Source organism: Sphingomonas sp. ACRSK, from assembly GCF_022346685.1.
In the GTDB taxonomy this organism is placed as follows: domain Bacteria; phylum Pseudomonadota; class Alphaproteobacteria; order Sphingomonadales; family Sphingomonadaceae; genus Sphingomonas; species Sphingomonas molluscorum.
The window spans coordinates 93,509-115,389 of sequence record NZ_JAKRNR010000003.1 but is presented as its reverse complement, the minus strand read 5'-3'; the positions used below and the strand labels follow the sequence as shown (position 1 = coordinate 115,389).

Below are 21,881 nucleotides of genomic sequence, written 5' to 3'. Positions count from 1 at the left end.
GGAGCGTAGCGATCAGAACTGCGCGCGCACGCCCAGGCTGATGCGGCTTCCCGAGAACTCGTAGGTGGTCGGGAAGGACGGATCCATGGTGTAGCCGGTGGTCTTGGCGTTGCCGATGTTGATGCCCTGCAACTCCAGGCGGAAGTTCGGGGTCAGCTGGTAGCTGGCCGAAGCATCGAACTGGCCATAGGCGTCACGGTACACCGGATACATGTTGCGCTCGATGCGCTCCACATAGGCGCCCTTGTGATTGTACGAGACGCGCAGCGACACCGGCCCGCGCTCGTAGAACACGGTGGCATTGTACGTGTTGTCGGCAAGTCCGATCGGCGAGGTCGCGATGTCGAGATCCGACTGGCCGGTCAGCGAGCTGTCCAGGAAGGTGACGTTGGCGTTGACGCCGAACCCCTCTGCCCAACCGACGAACATGCCGAACGGAATCACCGCGTTCAGCTCGACGCCGCTCACCTTGTACGAACCCTCGGCGTTGACCGGCTGATAGACGTCGAAGTCGTACACGCCGTCGATCGTGCCGTTGGCGTTGTACTTGGTGACGCCCTCGACCACGCCGGTCAGCTCGCTCTGGACGACGCCCTTGATCTTCTTCCAGAAATAGGACGCCGCCAGGATGCCGCCGCTGCCGAGATATTTCTCGATGCCGACTTCCCACTGGTCGGCATAGGTCGGCTGCAGATCCGGGTTGCCGTCGGTGAAACGGAAGCTGTTCCAGCTTGCGGTCCGCTTGTACGCGAGATCGGTCAGCGCGGGGCGGATCAGCGTCTGCGACGCGGCCGCGCGCAGGATCAGGCTGTCGGTCAGCTCGGCATGCGCGTTGATCGCGGGCAGGAACTTCTCGTAGCTGCCCTCGCTCGACACGGGCGCGTCGGTGTAGCCGGTCGAACCGTCCGCGTTCTGCACCTGGTGGAAGCCTTCCGACTTCACCGTGGTCTTCAGGTAGCGGCCGCCCAAGTTGACGAACACCGGCACCGCCAGCTCGAACTCGAAATCGGCCATCGCATAGCCGGCGATCGTCTCTTCGCGGACCTTGTAATACTGGCCGTCGTCGAACGGCGTGACGAAGCCGTCCGGCCGGAAGAACGCGCGGGCATATTCGTTGGAGACCTGCGCCCAGTCCAGGTCGCGCGCCTGATATCCCTTGCCCCCGACGATCTCCGTCACCGACTCCAGCGGGCTGTCGGCCAGCGTGCGCTTGTTCACATAGGCCGTGCTGCCGCGCGTCGGGCCCTGGATCTTCTCCTCGCCATAGTCGCGCTCGTTGGTCTTGTTGGTGTAGCGGGCACCGACGTTGAAGCGCTTCAGGAACGGGGTCTGGAACTCGCGGCTGATGTCGAGCTGGGCCGCATATTTGTCGTCCTTGATCCGCTCGCGCGTCGTCTCATACGCCTCGAACAGATAGCTCTCCGGTGCGTTGTACATGTCGATCGTGTCGGGATCGGCGCTCGGGATCGTCTCGCCGCCGGTCTCGGTATAGCGGGTGCGCGACGGCGCATAGGCGACATGCTTGAGGTTGGCATAATCGAGCGTCTTCTTGGCGCCCGAATAGCCGCCCAGCGCATTGATCTTCCAGTCGCCGGTCTGCCAGTTCATCTCGCCGCCGAACTGGCGATAGTCGGTGCTGTTTCGGTATTCCTTGCTCAGGAACTCATGCTGGGTGTTGGTGTAGGACACGTCGCGCAGCACGATGATGCCATCGTCGGCCAGCGTGGTCGCGTCGAACTTGTGGATCGTGTCCAGCGTCGAGTTGCTGGATGCCGAATAGCCGGCAGCGTCATATTCGTCTTCGACGGTGTCGTACGAGCCCGCAAAGGCGTCGAAGACGAGGTTGAACTGGTCGCTGGGCTGATACTGGATCGAACCCGATAGCCCCAGCCGGTCCTGATCGTTCTGATAGACGCGGTCCCCGACCTTATCGAGGAACACGATCCGGTTCTTCATGTCGTCGGTGAAGGTCACGCCGGCGTCGCGCGCGAGCACGGCGATCGCCTGATCGCGATTGGCGCCGGCCTTGTCGGTCCAGCGCGAGATCGGGCGGAAGTTGATGCCTGAGTTCGAGTCGGTGCGGTTGCTGCGCTGCTGCTTGGCGACCGACACCAGCACGCCGAAGTCACCAAAGGTGTTGCTCGCCAGGAACGAGAAGTTCGGATCGATCTTCTCGGAGATCGAGTTGTATGCGCCCTCGGCGCTGCCGACGAGGCGAAGGCCGGGATTGTCGAACGGCCGCGCGGTGCGGATGTAGACGGATCCGGCGATGCCGCCTTCCTCATCGGCCGCGGTCGGCGACTTCTGCACCGTCACCGACTGGATCAGTTCGGAGGCGAAAATGTCGAATTCGACGTCGCGCCCGCCGGAGCCCGACGCGGTCGCCAGCTTGTTGATCGACACGAAGGTGAACTCGGTCGGCAGGCCGCGGACGTTCACGCGAGTGCCCAGGCCTCGTTCGCGTTCGATCGTGACACCAGGAACGCGCTGCAGCGCTTCGGACAGGTTCTGCTCCGGGAAATCGGCGATGTCGGTCGCGACGATCGAGTCCGAAAAGCCGATCGTGTTGCGCTTGATGTCGATCGCTTCCTCAAGGCTGCGGCTGTAGCCGGTGACGGTGATTTCCTGACCAGCTTCCTCGTCGCCTGCATCCGCACCGGCACCCGGAGCGGTCTGGGCAGAAGCTGGGACGGACACCAAGGCAGCGGCCGCTGACCCGACCAGAAGACGCGCAGTCCTTTCAAAGCGAACGTATTTCTGAAGCACCTTTGCCCCCCATTTTGCTAGTTGTCCGGGTGGAGGGCTGCCGCTGGTCCGCAGCAAACGTCTGCGTTCCCCGAAGTTCGGAGAAATCGCAGGCAATTCATGTCGATCGTCATGGTATTCGGCGATGTTTCACCTGCCGATGCGCCGCCTCTCCCAAAATGCGGCACCAGTCTTCTTCTGCTTCGTACCAGTGCGTCGGCAGCGATCGATGAACCGCCGCTGCCGGTCGCAGAGCTTTCTCCACCCGTCTCGGGAGCCCCGTTGGAGAGAAGTTGTTACGGTGCCATGACGCACGTGCTTGATCGGCCGATCAGGGGGGCAGATCGGCAGCTCCGGGCTACGCCGTCCTTTCCTGCGGCAGTTTGCGTGCGCTTCCGTGGCTGCGGCCGTTGATCAGCAGCGCGATCAGCCCGATTGCGGAGGTTGCCGCTCCTGCGAGCGACACCAGCGGGTAGCCCAGCCCGGCCGCGATGACGCCGCCACCCAGCGCCGCCCCGAATGCGTTGCCGAGGTTGAACGCGCCGATGTTGACCGCGGAGGCAAGGTTCGGCGCGTCGGCAGCGGCGCGCATCACCCGCACCTGTAGCGGCGGCACAAGCGCGAAGCTCGCCACGCCCCAAAGGAAGATGAGCACCGCGGTCGGACCGGCATGGGACATCAAGGCGGCGAAGGCGACGAGTATCGCTGACAGCGCGGCGAGGGTGATGACCAGCGTCCGATCGACCGACCGGTCCGCAAAGCGGCCGCCCAGCCAATTCCCGGCTGTCAGGCCCAGTCCATAGGTCACCAGCATCGCAGTGACGAAACCGACCGACACCTGCGTCGCCTCGCGCAGGATCGGCGCGATATAGGTGAAGACGGTGAACATGGCGCTCGATCCGATCACCGTCAACGCGAGCGCGCCCAGCACCGGCCCTCGCGTCAGCACGCGCAGTTCGGCCATCGCGCTGCCGGCATGCGGCGCGGGGAGGGGCGGCAGGGTCAGCCGCAGCGCCACCATGGTCGCAACACCCAGCGCGGCAATGCCCCAGAAGGAGGTGCGCCAGCCCAGGTGCTCGCCCGCCCAGGTCGCAAGCGGTACGCCCACGACGTTCGCGATGGTCAATCCCATGAACATTGCCGCCACCGCACTCGCGCGGCGCTCGGGTGCCACGAGGCTTGCTGCCACGACCGACCCGACACCAAAGAACGCGCCGTGATTGAACGAGGTGAGCACGCGGGCCGCCAGCAGCATCCAATAGGTGTCGGATACCGCGGCCAGCAGATTGCCGACCGTGAAGATGCCGGCCAGCCCGATCAACAGGGCGCGTCGGGGGACGCGCCCTGTTGTCAGCGTCATCAGCGGTGCGCCGAGCACCACGCCCAGGGCATAGGCGCTGATGAGCAGCCCGGCGGCCGGAATGGAGGCGTTGAGGTCTTCGGCGATGACCGGGAGTAGCCCCATGGGTGCGAACTCGGTCACGCCGATGCCGAACGCACCGATCGCCAGCGACAAGAGGCCGAGGTTGAGCTTCATGGTCGCCCCCCTCAGACCAGTGCCGGGGCAAGGCGGGCAAATCCCTCCTGCTGACGATAGGGGGCATGGGGGTAGGGCGGCAGTAGGTCGCTCGCGGCGTCGAGGGCGGCGACCTGCTCGGGCGTCAACGTCCAGCCGACCGCGCCGAGATTCTGGCGCAGTTGCTCCTCGTTGCGCGCGCCGATGATCACGGAGGAGACGGTGGGACGTCGCAGCAGCCAGTTGATCGCGATCTGCGGCACGGTCTTGCCGGTTTCGGCAGCTATTGCCTCGAGGGCATCGATGACCCGGTACAGATGCTCGGTCTCGACCGGCGGCGCGAACTGCTCGGTCTCGTGGAGGCGGCTGCTCGCCGGTGCCGGGCGGTTGCGGCCGATCTTTCCGGTCAGCCGGCCCCAGCCGAGGGGACTCCACACCAGTGCGCCCACACCTTGATCCGCCGCAAGCGGCATCAGGTCCGCCTCATACGCGCGGCCGATGAGCGAGTAATAGACCTGATGGGCAACAAGGCGCGGCCAACCGTGGCGATCGGCCAGCGCCTGCGCCTTCATCAGCTGCCAGCCCGGATAGTTGGAGACGCCCGCATAGCGTACCTTGCCCGCAGCGATCAGGGTGGCAAGGGTACCCATGACTTCTTCGGTGGGGGTCGATGCGTCGAAGGCGTGAAGTTGCAGGAGGTCGATGTGGTCGGTGCCGAGGCGCCGCAGCGACTCCTCCACCGCTCGCACCAGCCGGGTCCGCGATGCGCCCCAGTCCTGCGGTCCGTCGCCCATCGGCAGGCCGGTCTTGGTAGAGATCAGCACCGCGTCGCGTTTTCCTCGGATCGCCTGACCCAGTATCTCCTCGGACGCGCCGCTCGAATACACGTCGGCGGTGTCGAACAGCGTCACACCGGCATCCAGGCACAGGTCGATCAGCCGGCGCGCTTCGGCGGCGTCGCTTTGTCCCCAGGCGCTGAAGAGCGGGCCCTTGCCGCCGAAGGTGCCGGTGCCGAAGCTGAGCGCAGGCACGCGAAGCCCGGAAGTGCCGAGTTGCCGATATTCCATCATCGATCCTTGTATTGCTAGTTGAACGCATAGATGGACGGGGCTGGGGTGCTGGAGTAGCGCCTCCGGACGCGGAGGATCTTTGCAGTGGACGCAAAGCTGGCGGGGACGGACAGAGCACGCGCGCTGGCGCTGTTCGCGACGGTGGTGGAGGCAGGGAGCTTCTCGTCCGCCGCGCGGACGCTGGACATGAGCCCGTCCGCCGTGGCGCGAGCCGTCGACCGGATTGAGCAGCGGCTAGGCGTGCGACTGCTGCTGCGATCGACCCGCGCCTTGTCGCTGACGGCAGAGGGGCAGGCCTATCTGCTGGCGGCCCGCCGCATCCTCGCCGACCTAAACGATGCCGAGCAGCAGATCGCCGACCAGGGGAGTCCGCGTGGGCGTCTGCGGGTCAGCGCCGCGCTCTCGCACGGGCGACTCTGCGTGGTGCCGCTGCTCGGGAGGTTCAGCGCCCGGTACCCCGACATCCTTGTCGACATCGCGCTGACGGACACGCTTGTCGACATCGCTGGCGGTCAAGCGGATGTCGCCGTCCGCTTCGGACCTTTGCCCGACAGCACGCTCACGGCTCGCAAGCTTGGCGAAACCGGGCGGGTGATCGTCGCATCGCCGGAGTATCTGGAGAGGTGCGGAACACCTGAGGTGCCAGAGGATCTTCACCGGCACAACTGCCTCAACTTCAATTTCCGGCGTGCCGAGCCGGTTTGGCCATTCCGTCGTGCCGGCCAGGATTTCACCCTCGCCGTGAAGGGAAGGATCGAAGCAAACAACGGCGAGACGCTGGGGCAACTGGCGGCGCTTGGCGTCGGCATTGCCCGTGTGGGATCGTTCAGCGTGGCCGAGGAGATCGCGAGGGGCCGGCTCGTCCCGCTGCTGGAGGCGTTCAACCCTGGCGACGTCGAGCAGATTCATGCCGTCTTCGTCGGCGGCGCGAGCACGCCGGCGCGGATTCGCGCGTTCGTCGAATTCCTCGCGCTCCACCTGCGCGGCGGGAGCTAGGTGGTCCCCTCGATCGACCTGGTCGCGGGGAACTGGACGTCCTCGTCAGCGCCAGCGCCGGCAGGGTTCTGCGAACAATTCACACTGTCCCGGACTGAAGCCGGTATCGCGGCTGCGGCGTTCCCGGCCGAAACGGCTTCCCCGACCAGGATGAGCGTGGGCTTCTCGTCCGTGATGGCACCCGCCGCGATGGGCAGCAGATCGAGGCGCGTGTGGAGCAGGCGCTCACTCGCGAGGCTGATGTCGCACGCGATCAGCACCGGGGTCGCACCGGCAAGCCCCTCTGCGATCAGGCGCCGGCTGATCTCGCTGGCAGCACCGCGCCCCATGTAGAAGGCGGTGGTGCTACCGGGATCGGCGAGCGTGGTCCAATCCAGGGCAAGCGGCTCGCCCGCCCGCACGTGCGCGGTCACGAACTGGACGCGACGTGCGACGCCGCGGACGGAGAGGGACACGCCGGCGGAAGCCGCGGCGGCGCTGGCGGCGGTGATGCCGGGACAGATGCGTGTGGGGACGCCGACCGCTGCGAGGGCGGCGACTTCTTCGGTCGAACGGCCGAACATCGACGGGTCGCCGCCTTTCAGTCGCACGACCCGCTCGCCGGCGAGCGCGGCTTGGACCAGCAGGGCGTTGATTGCACCTTGGTCCTTTGAATGGCGTCCGGACCGCTTACCGACGGGAACCTGCCGCACGCCTCCGGGGATCAGGTCCCGTATGCCGGGCCCCACCAGGGCATCGTAGTAGACGACGCTGGCCCAGCGCAGCAGCCTTTCCGCCTTGCGCGTGAGCAGTTCGGGGTCGCCCGGGCCTGCGCCTACCAGCCAGACCTCGCCGGGAAGGATCGTATCATCCATTGGCGGCACTCCTGCTTTCCTCGACGATCCGGCAAAGCGCCGGTCGGCACGATCCGCAATTGGTCCCGGCCGACAGCGCAGCGCCGACAGCCTCGACCGTGGTGAGGTTCTGGCTGGCGATCGCTGTGACGATGGTGTTGAGCGCGACATCGAAGCAGAGGCAGACGACGGGGCCCCGATCCTCCTGCACACCCGGTGCGATGCCCGCCAGCAGCGATGGTCCGGCGGCGACGGCGCCCAGCTGCTGGATCAGCCAGTCGCGTCTGGGCAGTAGCCCTCGCTCCGTCAGGAACAGCGCGGCCACCAACCGTCCTTCCCGTAGCACTGCCACTCGCCGAGTGCCGCGTGCGCGATCTAGGCTCTCGATCCGGTCGCCGCGGGGCAGCACGCGCTCGATGCCCTGTGCGTCCTCGCCGCCGGCCAACTCGTACAACAGTCCGCCGGGCACAGTGATGCGGGTAGCCCAGAGGCATTCCGGCCGAGCAACCGGCTCGGCAGCGATCAGGAAGCCGCGCCAGGCGGTGGGTACCGCCGCCACCACTGCGGGCGTCGACTTGAAGCCCGGCTGGCCCGAATGCGGATCGACCAGGGGGCGTGGCAACAGCCCGGTGCGGCCGCCCGTGGAATTGCGGTCGGTCCAGTGAATCGGGGTGAAGATCTCGCCGCGACGTTGGCCCGTGGAAAGCACGACGCGGAACAGGCTTTCGCCCTGCGGCGTGGATACGCGTGCGAGGCCGCCATCGGCTAGCCCGTACGCATCGGCGTCCTCGGGGTGCACCTCGACCATCGGCTCCTCCCGATGCCGCGCCAGGCGCGGGCTGAGCCCGGTACGAGTCATCGTGTGCCACTGGTCGCGATAGCGCCCGGTGTTGAGGGTGAGCGGCCACCTCGCCAGCGGCTTCGGCAAGGACATCTGCTCGAGCGGGATCAGCCGCGCCCGCCCTTTCGGCGTGGGGAAGCGGCCGTTCGCGAAGGCCTCGCCGCCCCAGCGGAACGGCTCCATCGCGTCATAGTCGGCATTGCCGATGGCAACGTGTTCCCCCAGGTCGAACAGCCGAGTGCCCTGGTTCTGATAGGTCGAGAGCCGCGCATGCTCGCGGAAAATGTCGGCGGGGCGTGCATAGGCGAACTCGCTGGCCCAGCCCATGCGGCGGCCAACCTCCTTGACGATCCACCAATCCGGCCGCGCTTCGCCCGGAGCCTCGAAGATCGGGCGCTGCCGGCTGATGCGGCGTTCCGAGTTGGTGACGGTGCCGTCCTTCTCGCCCCAGCCGGTGGCGGGCAGGCGGACATGGGCGAAGGCCGTGCTGTCCGTCTCGGCAATCACGTCGCTGATAACGACGAACGGGCATCGCGCCAGCGCCTCGCGCACCGTTGCGGCGTCGGGCATCGACACCGCCGGGTTCGTCGCCATGATCCACAGTGCCTTGATGTGCCCCTCGCCGACGGCGCGGAAAAGGTCGACGACCTTCAACCCCGGCTTGGCCGCAATGGTGGGTGCCCCCCAGAAGCGCTGGACGCGGGCGCGGTTCTCAGGCGCGAAATCCATGTGCGCGGCCAGCGTCGAGGCCAGCCCGCCCACTTCGCGGCCGCCCATCGCGTTTGGCTGGCCGGTAATCGAGAAAGGCGCCGCGCCCGGCTTGCCGATGCGACCGGTGGCGAGGTGGAGATTGAGGATCGCGTTGACCTGATCGGTCCCGCGCAGCGACTGATTGATCCCCTGGCTGAAGAGCGTGACGGTGCGCGGGTTGGCCGCGAACATCTCATAGAAGCGCAAGAGGTCGGCGGCGGGCACGTCGCAGGTGCGGGCCACCGACCAGAGGTCGCTTCCCGCGCCGATCGTTTCCCAAAAGCCTTCCGGCTCCGAGACGCTTCGCGCGAGATAGGCGCGGTCGATCAGCCCTGCTTCGCGGCAGTGCATCAGCAGGGCGTTCATCAGCGCGACGTCGCTGCCGGGGCGGATGGCAAGATGCAGGTCGGCGCCTTCTGCCGTTTCGGTACGGCGGGGATCGATGACGACGAGCTTCGCACCCGCGTCGCAGCGCGCACGGATTCGTCGATAGAGGATTGGATGGCACCATGCGGTGTTGGAGCCGATCAGGACGATCAGGTCGGCGACATCGATGTCGTCGTAGCTGGCGGGCACCACGTCCTCGCCGAAGGCCCGGAGGTGCCCGGTGACCGCGCTCGACATGCAGAGTCGGGAGTTGGTGTCGATGTTCGCCGAACCGATGAAGCCCTTCATCAGCTTGTTGGCGACGTAATAGTCCTCGGTCAGCAATTGTCCGGAAACGTAGAAGGCGACGCTGTCGGGCCCGTGCTCCGCGATCGTCTTGGCGAAGCGATGTGCCACCAGGTCCAGCGCCTTGTCCCAGCTGGCGCGGCCCCTGCCGATCATCGGGTGGAGAAGCCGGCCTTCGAGACCCACCGTCTCACCGAGATGCGTGCCCTTCGAACAGAGCTTGCCGTGGTTGGCCGGGTGGTCCGGGTCGCCCTGGATCGACACCGAGCGCTCGCCGGTGCGCGTCGCCACGATCCCGCAGCCGACGCCGCAATAGGCGCAGGTGGTACGGACCGGCTCCGGCATCAGGCGGCGGCCTGCATCACGCCGGCACGGCAGATCAGCACGCGCCCGGCATCCACCTTCACCGGGATCGTCGGCGTGCAACCCTTGTCCGGTCCCTCGGCCTCGCCGCTTGCCAGCGCGATGTTCCAGTTGTGCAGCGGGCAGGCGACGCTGTGGCCGTGGACAATGCCCTGTGCGAGCGGTCCCCCCTTGTGCGGACAGCGATTGACCAGCGCGAACACGCGGTTGTCGCCGGTGCGGAACACGGCGATCTCCTCGCCGCCCTCCACCGGCACGGTGCGCGCGCCTCGCGGCGGGATCTCGTCGAGCCAGCCGATGTCGAGCCATTCGCCGATCATGCGATTTCCTCCTCACGAACGGGGGTGAACGCCGCCATGTGCGCATGCTGCGCGCGCTCCTGCCCGGCGACCCGCTCTGCCCAAGGATCCTCCTGGCTGAAGCGCTGCGAATCCAGGAAGCGCGCGGTCAGCGCTTCGCGGCCCTGCGCATCTTCCACGATGCGTGCCTTGAGGTAATCGAGCCCGACGCGTTCCAGCCACGGGGCGGTGCGTTCCAGATACCGTGCCTCTTCGCGGTACAGCTGAATAAAGGCGGCGCAATACGCCATCGCATCCGCCTCGGTCGCGACCTTGCACAGCAGGTCGGTGGCGCGAACCTTGATCCCGCCATTGCCGCCGACATGCAGCTCATAGCCGCTATCGACGCACACCACGCCAAAGTCCTTGATCGTCGCCTCGGCGCAATTGCGCGGGCATCCCGAGACCGCGATCTTGAACTTGTGCGGCATCCATGAGCCCCAGCTCATCCGCTCGAGCTTCACGCCGAGCCCGGTCGAATCCTGCGTGCCGAAGCGGCACCATTCGGAGCCGACACAGGTCTTCACCGTGCGCAGCGACTTGCCATAGGCATGGCCCGAAACCATGCCGGCGGCGTTGAGATCGGCCCAGACGGCGGGCAGATCCTCTTTCTTGATCCCAAAGATGTCGAGCCGCTGCCCTCCCGTCACCTTAACCATGGGTGCGTCATATTTCTCGACCACATCCGCGATCGCGCGGAGTTCGCGTGGGTTGGTTAGCCCGCCCCACATGCGCGGCACCACCGAGTAGGTGCCGTCCTTCTGGATGTTGGCGTGCATCCGCTCGTTGACGAAGCGGCTCTGTTGGTCATCCCGATATTCGCCCGGCCACGCGCAGAGCAGATAATAGTTCAGCGCAGGCCGGCAGGAGGAACAGCCGTCGGGGGTGCTCCAATGCAGCTTCTGCATCACCTCCGGGATCGAGCGCACTCCCTGCGCGACGATCTCGCGGCGGACATCGTCATGGCCGAAGCTGGTGCACTTGCACATCGTCTTGGCGCCGGCCTGCACTTCGTCGCCAAGCGTCAACGCGAGCAGGTTCTCGACAATGCCCGTGCACGACCCGCAACTCGCCGAGGCCTTGCACCCGGCGCGCACCGCGTCGATGCTCGCGGCACCGCCGGCGATACATGCCACCACCTGGCCCTTGCTGACGCCGTTGCAGCCGCAGATCTCGGCATCGTCCGAGAGCGCCGCAACGGCCGCCTTAGGGTCCGCTTGCCCCCCTCCTTGGGCATAGATCTGGCCGAAGATCAGGAGGTCGCGCAGTTCGGAGATGTCGTCCTGCTTCTTGAGCAGGTCGAAATACCAGCTGCCATCCGCGGTATCGCCATACAGCACCGCGCCTATGATGCGGTCGTTCCGGACCACCACGCGCTTGTAGACACCGCGGCTGGCGTCGCGCAGCACGATGTCCTCGGCACCATCACCGCCGGAGAAGTCGCCCGCAGAGAACACGTCGATGCCCGATACCTTAAGCTTGGTCGACGTGACCGAACCCTTGTAGCCTGTGGGTCGCTCGGTCAGCCCATCGGCGAGGGCGCGACACATGTCCCACAGCGGCGCGACGAGGCCATAGACCTGCCCGTCGTGTTCGACGCACTCCCCGACCGCCAGGATGTCGGGATCGCTGGTCACCAGATGGTCATCGACCTTGATGCCACGCGCGACCTCAAGCCCGGCGGCCCGCGCGAGCGTGGTGCTCGGGCGGATGCCGACCGCCATCACCACCAAGCTCGCCGGGATCACGCGCCCGTCCTTGAGCCGCACGCCCTCGACGGTGTCTCGGCCGACGATCTCGGCAGTGTCCGCGCCGGTCAGGATGGTCTGTCCGCGCGCTTCGAGCGCCGACCGGAGGAGCCAGCTTGCCGCTTCGTCAAGCTGCCGCTCCATCAGCGTGGGCATCAGGTGGAGTACGGTCACCTTCATGCCACGCAGGGAGAGCCCGTGCGCTGCTTCCAGACCGAGCAGGCCGCCGCCGATCACCACCGCCTCGCCGCCGCGCTGGGCCGCCGCGAGCATCGTGTCCACGTCGTTCATGTCGCGGAAGCTGACCACCCCGGGCAGGTCCTTGCCGGGAACGGGGATGATAAAGGGGTCGGAGCCGGTTGCGATCAGCAGCTTGTCGTACTGCACGGTGCGGCCGCTGCGCGAGGTCACGGTCTTTGCCGCGCGATCGATCGCCGTCACCGGATCGCCCGCCACCAGCTCGATGCCGTTGTCGCGGTACCAGTCGGGTCCGTTGATCACGATGTCGTCGAACGTCTTCTCGCCCGCCAGCAGGGGCGAGAGCATGATGCGATTATAGTTCACATGCGGCTCGGCGCCGAAGATGGTGACGCGGTAGCGGTCGGGATCGCGGGCGAGCAGTTCCTCGATCGCACGGCAGCCGGCCATGCCGTTGCCGATCACGACGAGGTGCGGGCGCTTGATGTGGTGCGTCATGAGTGCAGCCTCACAGCTTGGATCGAATGTGGGGGAGGGCGGGCATCAGATCCGCACGCCCGCAGCGGCGGCCCAGCGGATGCGCCACCGGGCCTTGACGAAGGTCAGCCCGGCAAGCGCCACAAGCGTCAGCAGGGCAAAGATCAGGAACCCAGGGCCAAACCCGCCGGTCACCTGCCGGGCGAACCCAAGCGAGGAGGCGAGGTAGAAACCACCAACGCCGCCTGCCATGCCCACCAGTCCGGTGAGGATGCCGATCTCCTTGCCGAACCGCTGCGGCACGAGCTGGAACACGGCGCCGTTGCCGGTTCCGAGCGCCAGCATCGCGACCACGAACAGTCCCAGTGCGGCACCAAGACTGGCAGGAGACGTGCTGACGCCCAGCAGCGCGAATGCCGCGACCGCATAGACCCCCGTCAACGTTGCTACGCCCCCGATCCGATCCGCGAGTGCACCGCCGAGCGGCCGGACGAGCGATCCCGCAAACACGCAAGCCGCCGTGCAATGGCCCGCGGTGACGGGGCTCAGCGCGAACGCGTCCGAGAAATAGATGGTGAGCGAGGAGGCGAGCCCCGAGAAGCCGCCAAAGGTCACGCCATAGAAGAGCATGAACCACCAGGCATCGGCCGTGCGCAGCGGCTCCAGATACGCGCTGAGCGGCCGGGGCGCTGGCTGGTCGGGCGCGTCTTTCGCCAGCACGATGAAGACGACGAGCACGAGCGTCAGCGGGATGCAGGCGAGACCGAGCACAGCGTTCCAGCCGAACGTGATGGCTAGTGCAGGCGCGAACAAGGCGGCGAGAACGGTGCCCGAATTGCCCATCCCGGCGATGCCCATCGCCTTGCCCTGATGCTCGGGCGGGTACCAGCGGCTGGAGAGCGGGAGTGCGACGGCGAAGCTTGCCCCCGCAAAACCGAGGATGATCCCCAATGCGAGGGTCCCGGCGAAGCTGTGAACGCCGAGCGACCAGCCGGCGAACAACCCTGCGATCACGATCAGCTGGCCAATGACGCCGGTCCGCTTGGGCCCGATCCGGTCGGCGAGCAGACCGACAACCAGCCGCAGCATCGCGCCGGCAAGCGTCGGCGTCGCAACCATCAGTCCCTTCTGCGCCGGGCTGAGTCCCAGGTCGGCCGCGATCTGGGGGGCGAGCGGCCCCAGCAACACCCACACCATGAACGCGAGGTCGAAGTATAAAAAGGCGGCGATCAGCGTCGGCGTGTGGCCGCTACTCCAGAAGTCCGACTTCTTGCGCTTCGGAGGGAAATCGATGTCCGCACCGCCTCCGATCCAGTCGAAGCCTTCGTGCAACAGTTCCGCGACCTTCATCCGCACTGCTCCCATGTGCCGCAGACACGAAAAAAGCCGCCTCCGACCTCCCGCCTCGAGCGGTGATCGGACAGCGGCTTTGCTGTCTGACAGTGGAGAACCGCACCAACGTTGGCGCAATCATCCGATGCTGGCGCCTGTTCGTTCAGGCGTCATCGGAGAAGCTGACGCGTTTGGCGCCACTTCGCAAGTGCAAAAACTTCACGACTGTCGCAGGGCTTCCAGATAGCCGGCGACATCCTCCGGATCGAAGGCGAGCCCATCGAAGAACCGGTCTGGCGCCAGTGTCAGAGTGCCTTGGTGCGAAGCGGCCGGCATCGGCTGTGCGAGCGCGCCCTCCACTTTCATGCTTGCTCCGGGCATCGCGACTCCGCTTCCGGCGAGCGCGCGGCGATAGAGGTCGGAGCGGAACACGCCGGCCGCTGCGCGCTCAGCCTCCGGGCTGGGAGCCACCATCTGCCAGCGCACGAGCTGCGAATAGATCCACAGCGCCTGACTGCGCCACGGGAAGTTAGCCGCGCCGCGGTGAAACACCAGGAAGTCGGGCAGGCTTACCGGCTCGTCGCCTCGCCGGAGCGGCATGCGACCGCTCAGCGCTTGGCCAATCAAGCTTGGCGCCTGGGCGACATATTCCGGTCTGGCGAGCAGCGCCGCCAGTTCCTCATGGTTGGCCGGATCGTCACACCACGCGGCGGCGCGATCGAGCGCGCGGAGGAGCCGGTCGAGGTCATCGCCATGGGCTTCGGCCCAATCCGCCCGGGTCGCCAGCACCTTTTCGACGCCGCGCTGCCAGATGTTCACGCCTGCCGCGGCGATCTCGCCGATGCCTTCGGCCACGGAGACGCTGCTCCAGGGCTCACCCGCGATGAAGCCGTCGATCTCGCCCAACCGCAGCGCCTGGGTCATGAGTGACGGAGGCAGCACCCGCAGCGTCACGTCGCGATCGGGGTTGATCCCGGCATAGCCCAGCCAATAGCGCAACATCATCGCGTGGCTTGAAAAGCGGTGGACGATGCCGATGGTCGGCTTGCGGCGATGCAGCCCGATCGCAGCGGCAAAATCGTGCGCCGTTGCGATCGGATCGGCGACCCGGTTTCGTGGATCGGGGTCGAGAGCCGCGGCTAATTCCGACGAGAGCGTCAGAGCGTTCCCGTTGTCGTTGAGCTTGAACGGGGCGGCAATCGGGCACGGGGCTTGGCTGAGCCCCAGAGTCACGGCGACTGCGAGCGGCGCCAGCAGGTGCGCGCACTGTACCTGACCGTAGACTAGCCGATCGCGCACGGCCGCCCAGCTGGTGTCCCGCACCAGCCGAAGCGAAATCCCTTCCGCCTCCGCAAAACCGCGCTCGCGTGCCGCGACCAACGGCGCGCTGTCGGTAAGCGGGAGGAAAGCGATCGCGAGCGGCGTCATCGCCCATCTCCCAGCAAGTCGGCGGCGGTGATCAGGGCTTCGGCCATCTCGACGATGCGCCGTCCCTGCTTCATCGCGGTGGTGCGCAGCAGCGCATAGGCGCCGGGCTCGTCGAGGCCGCGGCTCTTCATCAGAATGGCCTTCGCGCGGTCGACCGTCTTGCGGTCGGCAAGTTCGGTACGAGCGGCATCAAGTTCTGCCTGCAGCTTGGAAAAGGCATTGAACCGCCGGATCGCGAGTTCGAGCACGGGCTTGATGCGCTCCTTGCGGAGCCCGTCCACGACATAGGCGGAAATTCCGGCGTCTATCGCGGCCCCGATCATCGAGTCGTCCGACTGGTCCACGAACATTGCGATCGGACGCGCCAGTGCCCGGCTGACCGCGAGCATCTCCTCGAGCGAATCACGGCTGGCGTTGCCGAGGTTCATCAGCACGACGTCCGGCGCCATGCGTTCCAGCCGGGCGACGAAAGCACCCTGCGGAGGCACGACCTCGATCTCGTCAAAGCCCGCGTCGCGCAGCCCTTCCTCAAGGATCGTGGCGCGCAAGCCGCTGTCGTCAATGATGGCGATACGCAACCTTGGCCCCCAGCCTTACGCACGCGAAGCTAGCCGCCGCACGTTCAACGTCAACGCCGCCGTGCATTGCCGGTGATTGCGAAACCGGTACGACTGATCCGGATGCTTCTCCAGCATGCCCGCCCGTTTCCCGCTCGGAGTGATTCTGTCGGCCCGAACCCAATGCTTCGGCAGCCGGGGAGCACCGCGCTTTAGTCAGGAGTATCCTCAACGAGCAGCACGTGGAGGAAGCGCGGGCCATGCGCGCCGCGCACATATTGTCCTTCGATATCGGTGGTGCCGGACACACCGGTCACCCAATAGTGGGCGCGCACATCCCGCAGATGCGCGGGGACGTCTTCGAGCTGGGCCACGATCGTTCGGGCCTCGACCGCCACCAGGTGATGGAGCGTCAGGAAGTTCGGCAGCATGGGCGCCGTACGCCCGGTCTCGAAGATCAGCGAGCCCGTCTCGGCTACCGCGGAGACTGCACGCGCGATCGCCGCCGGTTCGTCCGGGGCGCATGTCTCCCTGAGCGAAAAGCCGTTCCAGTCGCAGGTGCGCAGGCGCGGGTCTGGGGGCAGGTAGAGCGAGCGGGGGAGGGCGCTTGCGTCCAAATAGGCCGCTGCGGCGGCAGGAACCGCTGACCAGTCGCGCACCCGTTCGAAGGTTGCCGCCACGCTCGCAAGCCCCAGTTGCGCCAGGAACTGCGGGATGAGTGCCTCAGGGGCCACCAACGGGCGTTCCGGGTCGTTTGTCAGGATCGCCGCCTCCCGAGCGATCGCACCGCTCGGCCGAGAGCCTCCCAAGCGCCCGAGGATGGCGTCTCGTGCGCTCACCGGCGCCTCCCTCGTGCATATTGTTCCATGAAGGTCCTGCCCTCGGGTGCGGGAAGATCACGATGCCGGGTCCAGCCTCCAGCGAGCGGAAGCCGCGAGATCCAGCCCGCCCGCGCCGCCACGTGCATGGCACGTACCGCGAGTGCGCTGCCGAGGCGGTAGAGCCGCGGGTGGCGCACGCCCCACGCCCAGAGTCCCAGCGCCCGACGCACCGTCTGCGGCTCCAGCCCCTCGCGCCAACTCTTCTCGCGCCAACCGCGCAACAGGGTGGGGAGGGGGATGTTGACCGGGCAGACCTCCTGGCACTTGCCGTTCATCGTGCAGGCGTGAACCAGGTCCCGGTTTGCCGACAGCCCGTCGAGGGCGGGCGTCAGCACCGCACCCATGGGCCCGGGATAGGTGCCGCCATAGGCATGGCCGCCGATCTGCCGAAACACCACGCAATGGTTCATGCAGGCGCCGCACCGAATGCAGCGCAGCATCTCCGCGAGGCCGCTCGCGCGCATGTCCGTGCGGCCGTTGTCGACCAGCACGATGTGCATTTCTTCCGGACCGTCGCGATCTTCGGCACGTTTCGGGCCGGAGTAGAAGGTGGTGTATTGGGTGAGCGCCGCGCCGGTGGCCGACCGGGCGAGCATCCGCAGCATGTGGATGGCATGCGGCAGGGACGGCACGACCTTCTCGATGCCGGCGGTTACGATGTGGACACGCGGCGGCACGATCGAGAGCTCCGCATTGCCCTCGTTCGTCACGGTGCAGACGCTGCCGGTGTCTGCGATCAGGAAGTTGGCGCCGGAGATGCCCACGTCGGCGTCCAGCATCGCCGAGCGAAGGTGACGGCGGGCGCTTTCGGCCATCGCCGCAATCGTCTCTTCCAGATGCGGCTCGCGGTGCCGGGCACGAAAGAGCGCAGATACCTGCTCGCGCGTCTTGTGCATCGCCGGCCAGACGATGTGCGAGGGGCGCTCGCCGGCCAGCTGGATGATGTGCTCAGCAAGATCCGTTTCGACTCGCTCAATCCCGGCTTCCGCGAGTGCATGGGGGAGGCCGATCTCTTCCCCCAGCATCGACTTCGACCGCGCGACGGAGCGCGCGCCGGCACGCTTGCAGATGCCGACGACGATCTCGCAGGCTTCCTCGGCAGTGCGCGCCCAGTGGACGGTGGCACCGGCCGCCTGCGCATTCGCCTCGAATTCCTGAAGATAGTGGCCGAGGTTCGCGACGACATGGTCCTTGATCGCCGCTGCCCGGGCTCGTGCTGCCTCGAAATCGGGAAAGGCGGTGACGGCAGTCGCCCGCTTGGCCTCGGCGGTACCAGCGGTACGCTCGACCGCGATCTTCAGGACGGGGTCGGCGAGTGCGTGCTCGACCCGCCGGGTGAAGCCGCTCACGGCGCCTCGCCGATGGCAGGGCCGTCGGCCATGCCTGCCAGCACCTCGACGGTGTGAAACGCGCGGGTAGGCGCGCCGCGTCGGTGAAGCTTTCCCGCCATGTTCATCAGGCAGCCGAGGTCGCCCGACAGCAGCAGGTCCGCGCCGCTGGCCTCGATCGCCGCAGCTTTCTCCTCGACGATCGCGTTGGAGATGCTGGGGTATTTGACACAAAAGGTGCCGCCGAAGCCGCAGCAGGTCTCCGCGCCGGCAAGCGGCACCTGCCGCAGCCCCTCCACATGGGAGAGCAGCCGCCGTGGCTGCTGCTTGATCCCCAGTTCGCGCAAACCCGAGCAACTGTCGTGATAGGCGACGCTCGCCTCCAGCGCAGCACTTGGCCGCCACCCGCAGACCTGGTCGAGATAGGTGAGGATCTCGTGCGTCCGCGACGCCAGTGCCTGCGCGCGGGGTAGCCAGGCCGGGTCGTTCGCGAGCAACTCGGGATAGTGGCAGGCGATCGTCGCCGCGCAGGACCCGCTCGGCACCACCACCGCTTCATACGGCTCGAGCAGCGCGATCGTTTGCCGCGCGATGGCGGCGGCCGCTGCAGCATCCCCCGAGTTCAGCGCCGGCTGCCCGCAACAGGTCTGTTCCGCCGGCACCACCACCTCACATCCCGCCTCCTCCAGCGCGGCGAGCGCCGCAAAGCCGATGCGCGGTCGCATGGCATCCACCAGGCAGGTGACGAAGAGCGCGACGCGGGGGCGGGGGGAAGGGGGCATGTCAGGCCGCGGTGGCAACCGGCGTCGCGGACCGGGCGGGGAAGGGGATGCCCGTCCTCATTGCAGGTTCACGTACATGCCGCCGTCCACCAGCAGCGCGGCGCCGGTGACATAGGCTGCCATGTCGGAGGCCAGGAACACGATCGGGCCGACCATGTCCTCCGGCTGTCCCAGGCGCCCCAAGGGCGTGCGTGCCTCCATGTACCGGCGCTTCTCCTCGTCCGCGAGATCGTCCTTGTTGATTTCGGTGAGGATGGTGCCCGGAAGCACCGAGTTGCAGCGGATGCCGTGTTTGCCGAGCGCGATCGCGGTCGACTGCATCAGCGAATGCACCCCGGCCTTGGTGGGGGTGTAGTGGGTCTGGAACTCGCCGCCGACGAGTGCCGAGATCGAGGACACTGCCACGATCGCGCCGCCGCGGCCCTGCGCCACCATCTGCCGCGCGGCTGCCTGCACCATGTAATAGGCGCCGTGCAGGTTGACGCGGAAGGTGCGCTCCACCGTCTCCGCCGGCATGTCGAGAAACGCGTGAAAGGGGCAGATGCCCGCGTTGCTCACCATCACGTCGACCCCGCCGAAGCTGTCGACCGCGCGTGCCACGAAGTCGGTCGCCGTCGCTGCGTCGGCCACGTCGCCCTTGACTGCCAGCCCACGCCGACCGGTCGCCTCGATCGCGGCGATGCAGCTTTCCGCGTCCTCGTCGCGGCTGTGATAGTTGATGACTACATCGGCACCATGTTGTGCGGCGCCGATCGCGGCCGCACGGCCAATGCCCGTCGAGGCGCCGGTGACAAGGACGGTCTTTCCTTCGAGCAGCTTCACGGGTCGGCAATCCTCTCGTTATCGACGTTTCGGCGGACGGGCGGTGGGGGTCCAGCCAAGATCGCGGCTGATCTGTTCGGCGGTACCACGGACTTCGTGGCTCAAGGCCGCCATCCGGTCGTCGTCCATATATTGCGCAGCGCTCGACAGGCTGATGGCGGCGACGATCTTGCCAGACGCATCGCGCACGGGCGCCGCCACGCAGCGGATCAGATCCTCGTTCTCCTCCAGGTCGAACGCATGGCCTGCGGCCACATAGCCCCGCATCCGTTGCAGCCAGGTGGCGTAGTCGATCGAGGGTGCACCGCCCGCCTGTTCGCGCTCGAACGCGCGCTGCCACTCGGCCTCCGGCGCATCGAGCAGCAGCGCCTTGCCCAGGCCGGTGGAGGTGAGGGGCTGGCGGTCCCCCACGCGGCTGGAGATGTCGACCCGCCGCCGCCCCGGGATCTTGTCCAGATAGAGCGCGAGCTCGCCGTCCAGCCGGCCGAAATGCACCGTGTCCTCGCTCTGCGCCGCCAGCGCCTCGATACGGGGGCGGGCGATCTGCACCACATCGGCCTGGCTCTGCGCCAGGAACCCTAGCTGCAGCAGCTTGGGTCCCAGCTGATAGCCCTCACGCGGGAGATAGGTGACGAAGCCGCGGTCGATCAGCGCATTGGCAAGGCGATGGGTGGTCGAGCGCGTCAGCCCCATGCGCGCGGAAAGCTCGGCGAGCCGCACCGGCCCGTCCACCACCTGGTCCAGCAGGTCGAGCCCGCGCAGCAGCGTCTGACTGCCCTGCACCTTCGAAGCGGGCTTGGCCTCCGGCAATTCTTCGTTTGACGCGGTATTTTCCATCTCGTAACATCCTATCCCACAAATTGAGATTGTAAATGGGCATCGCCGGGGATGCGACGCGAGGGCAGACGATCCCCTCATATCATCGAAATCCGTATCACCAGATGGTATCGGTAACAGGCAGTGAGCACGATCGCCGGCAAGGCGGCGTCGAACAAGGGGATGGTGCGAATGGCATACACCGGGCTTCCCAGGATCAAGCACGTTCGAGCATTCACCGTTCGTGGCGGCGGGGCCGACTATCACGACCAGGGGGCAGGCCACTGGATCGACGATCATATCGCGACGCCGATGGCGCGCTACCCCGAGTACCGCCAGTCCCGGCAGAGCTTCGGCATCAACGTGCTGGGCACGCTGGTGGTGGAGATCGAGGCCGAGGACGGCACGATCGGCTTTGCGGTGACGACCGGCGGCGAGCCCGCCTGCTTCATCGTCGAGCGGCACCTCGCCCGCTTCCTCGAAGGCCGCAACCCGGCCGAGTACGAGAAGATCTGGGAGCAGATGTACTTCTCCACCCAATATTACGGTCGCAAGGGATTGGTGGTGAATGCCATCTCCGGTGTCGACCTCGGGCTGTGGGACCTGCTCGGGAAGCTGCGGGGGGAGCCGGTGCATGCGCTGCTCGGCGGGGCGGTGCGCGACGAACTGCAATTCTACGCGACCGGCTCTCGGCCGGAGCTCGCCAAGGACATGGGCTTCATCGGCGGCAAGATGCCGCTCCACCATGGTCCTGCCGAGGGGATTGAGGGACTTCGCAAGAACATCGCGGAGTTGGCGACGATGCGCGAGCGGGTCGGACCCGACTTCTGGCTGATGCTCGATTGCTGGATGGCGCTCGACGTCGACTATGCGACGCGCCTCGCCCTTGCAGCGCACGAGCATGGCCTCAAGTGGATCGAGGAGGCGATCAGCCCCGACGACTATTGGGGCTATGCGGAACTGAAGCGCAACGTGCCCCGGGGCATGCTGGTCACCACCGGCGAGCATGAGGCGACCCGCTGGGGCTTTCGCATGCTGCTGGAGATGGACTGCTGCGACATTCTCCAGCCCGATGTGGGCTGGTGCGGCGGCGTGACCGAATTGCTCAAGATCTCGGCGCTCGCCGACGCGCATGGCAAGCTGGTCGTGCCGCACGGCTCGTCGGTCTATAGCTACCACTTCGTCATCACGCGCCATAACTCGCCCTTCGCCGAGTTCCTGATGATGCATCCGGGGCCGAGCGAAGTGGTGCCGATGTTCCACCCGCAACTGATCGGCGAGCCCGTGCCGGTGAACGGCCGCCTGCGTGCGAGTGCACTCGACAAGCCCGGGTTCGGCGTGGAGCTCAACCGCGACTTGCCGATGCATCGCCCCTACGCGCGCTGATC

The 21,881-nt window shown here is 66.8% G+C and carries 17 protein-coding genes; 2 read left to right on the top strand and 15 right to left on the bottom strand.

Annotation, left to right across the window (positions count from 1 at the left end; all coding sequences use genetic code 11):
* Nucleotides 1-12: 12 nt before the first annotated feature.
* The 3 genes from MHZ35_RS02890 to MHZ35_RS02880 all read right to left on the bottom strand — a co-directional run bounded on the left by MHZ35_RS02890 (nt 13) and on the right by MHZ35_RS02880 (nt 5,328).
* Nucleotides 13-2,697: a TonB-dependent receptor gene (locus MHZ35_RS02890; RefSeq protein WP_239434331.1), complete on the bottom strand. Its 2,685-nt coding sequence runs from the start codon at nt 2,695-2,697 to the stop codon at nt 13-15.
* A 406-nt stretch (nt 2,698-3,103) separates the two neighbouring features.
* Nucleotides 3,104-4,282 (bottom strand): MFS transporter, encoded by a 1,179-nt coding sequence (locus MHZ35_RS02885; RefSeq protein WP_239434282.1) that lies wholly within the window; start codon nt 4,280-4,282, stop codon nt 3,104-3,106.
* An 11-nt stretch (nt 4,283-4,293) separates the two neighbouring features.
* A complete protein-coding gene (locus MHZ35_RS02880; RefSeq protein ID WP_239434281.1) occupies nt 4,294-5,328 on the bottom strand; it encodes an aldo/keto reductase in 1,035 nt (344 codons plus the stop codon).
* 87 nt (nt 5,329-5,415) lie between these two features.
* Between MHZ35_RS02880 and MHZ35_RS02875 the strand changes: the two genes are divergently transcribed.
* Complete coding sequence (locus MHZ35_RS02875) at nt 5,416-6,327, top strand: LysR family transcriptional regulator (RefSeq protein WP_239434280.1); 912 nt, start codon at nt 5,416-5,418, stop codon at nt 6,325-6,327.
* On the opposite strand, the gene cobA is transcribed toward MHZ35_RS02875, so the two are convergent.
* The 12 genes from cobA to MHZ35_RS02815 all read right to left on the bottom strand — a co-directional run bounded on the left by cobA (nt 6,324) and on the right by MHZ35_RS02815 (nt 20,514).
* The gene (gene cobA / locus MHZ35_RS02870; protein ID WP_274615612.1) at nt 6,324-7,181 is read right to left on the bottom strand and encodes a uroporphyrinogen-III C-methyltransferase; all 858 of its coding nucleotides are present in this window, start codon (nt 7,179-7,181) and stop codon (nt 6,324-6,326) included. The two genes, MHZ35_RS02875 and cobA, sit on opposite strands and share 4 nt — an antisense overlap.
* Nucleotides 7,174-9,768 (bottom strand): molybdopterin-dependent oxidoreductase, encoded by a 2,595-nt coding sequence (locus tag MHZ35_RS02865; RefSeq protein WP_239434278.1) that lies wholly within the window; start codon nt 9,766-9,768, stop codon nt 7,174-7,176. Before MHZ35_RS02865 ends, cobA begins: the two co-directional genes overlap by 8 nt.
* A complete protein-coding gene (gene nirD / locus MHZ35_RS02860; protein WP_206432213.1) occupies nt 9,768-10,106 on the bottom strand; it encodes a nitrite reductase small subunit NirD in 339 nt (112 codons plus the stop codon). Before nirD ends, MHZ35_RS02865 begins: the two co-directional genes overlap by 1 nt.
* Nucleotides 10,103-12,568 (bottom strand): nitrite reductase large subunit NirB, encoded by a 2,466-nt coding sequence (gene nirB / locus MHZ35_RS02855; protein ID WP_239434277.1) that lies wholly within the window; start codon nt 12,566-12,568, stop codon nt 10,103-10,105. Before nirB ends, nirD begins: the two co-directional genes overlap by 4 nt.
* Before the next feature lie 45 nt (nt 12,569-12,613).
* Nucleotides 12,614-13,897: a nitrate/nitrite transporter gene (locus tag MHZ35_RS02850; RefSeq protein ID WP_239434276.1), complete on the bottom strand. Its 1,284-nt coding sequence runs from the start codon at nt 13,895-13,897 to the stop codon at nt 12,614-12,616.
* Nucleotides 13,898-14,098: 201 nt separating this feature from the next.
* Nucleotides 14,099-15,307, bottom strand: coding sequence for a CmpA/NrtA family ABC transporter substrate-binding protein (locus MHZ35_RS02845; RefSeq protein WP_239434275.1), 1,209 nt, complete (start codon nt 15,305-15,307; stop codon nt 14,099-14,101).
* Nucleotides 15,304-15,885, bottom strand: a complete 582-nt coding sequence (locus MHZ35_RS02840; protein ID WP_239434274.1) for an ANTAR domain-containing response regulator — start codon at nt 15,883-15,885, stop codon at nt 15,304-15,306. Before MHZ35_RS02840 ends, MHZ35_RS02845 begins: the two co-directional genes overlap by 4 nt.
* A 191-nt stretch (nt 15,886-16,076) precedes the next feature.
* On the bottom strand, nt 16,077-16,703 hold the full coding sequence (locus tag MHZ35_RS02835) for an LUD domain-containing protein (protein WP_239434273.1): 627 nt from the start codon (nt 16,701-16,703) through the stop codon (nt 16,077-16,079).
* Complete coding sequence (locus tag MHZ35_RS02830) at nt 16,700-18,094, bottom strand: lactate utilization protein B (RefSeq protein ID WP_239434272.1); 1,395 nt, start codon at nt 18,092-18,094, stop codon at nt 16,700-16,702. The genes MHZ35_RS02835 and MHZ35_RS02830 overlap by 4 nt, the downstream gene beginning before the upstream one ends.
* Nucleotides 18,091-18,855, bottom strand: a complete 765-nt coding sequence (locus MHZ35_RS02825) for a (Fe-S)-binding protein (RefSeq protein ID WP_239434271.1) — start codon at nt 18,853-18,855, stop codon at nt 18,091-18,093. Before MHZ35_RS02825 ends, MHZ35_RS02830 begins: the two co-directional genes overlap by 4 nt.
* A 57-nt stretch (nt 18,856-18,912) precedes the next feature.
* Nucleotides 18,913-19,677, bottom strand: a complete 765-nt coding sequence (locus MHZ35_RS02820) for an SDR family NAD(P)-dependent oxidoreductase (protein WP_239434269.1) — start codon at nt 19,675-19,677, stop codon at nt 18,913-18,915.
* An 18-nt stretch (nt 19,678-19,695) separates the two neighbouring features.
* Nucleotides 19,696-20,514 carry an IclR family transcriptional regulator gene (locus MHZ35_RS02815; RefSeq protein WP_125961165.1) on the bottom strand — a complete coding sequence of 273 codons (819 nt, stop codon included), beginning with the start codon at nt 20,512-20,514 and terminating at the stop codon, nt 19,696-19,698.
* Nucleotides 20,515-20,685: 171 nt separating this feature from the next.
* Between MHZ35_RS02815 and rhmD the strand changes: the two genes are divergently transcribed.
* Nucleotides 20,686-21,879: an L-rhamnonate dehydratase gene (gene rhmD / locus MHZ35_RS02810; protein ID WP_239434330.1), complete on the top strand. Its 1,194-nt coding sequence runs from the start codon at nt 20,686-20,688 to the stop codon at nt 21,877-21,879.
* The last annotated feature ends 2 nt before the right edge of the window (nt 21,880-21,881 follow it).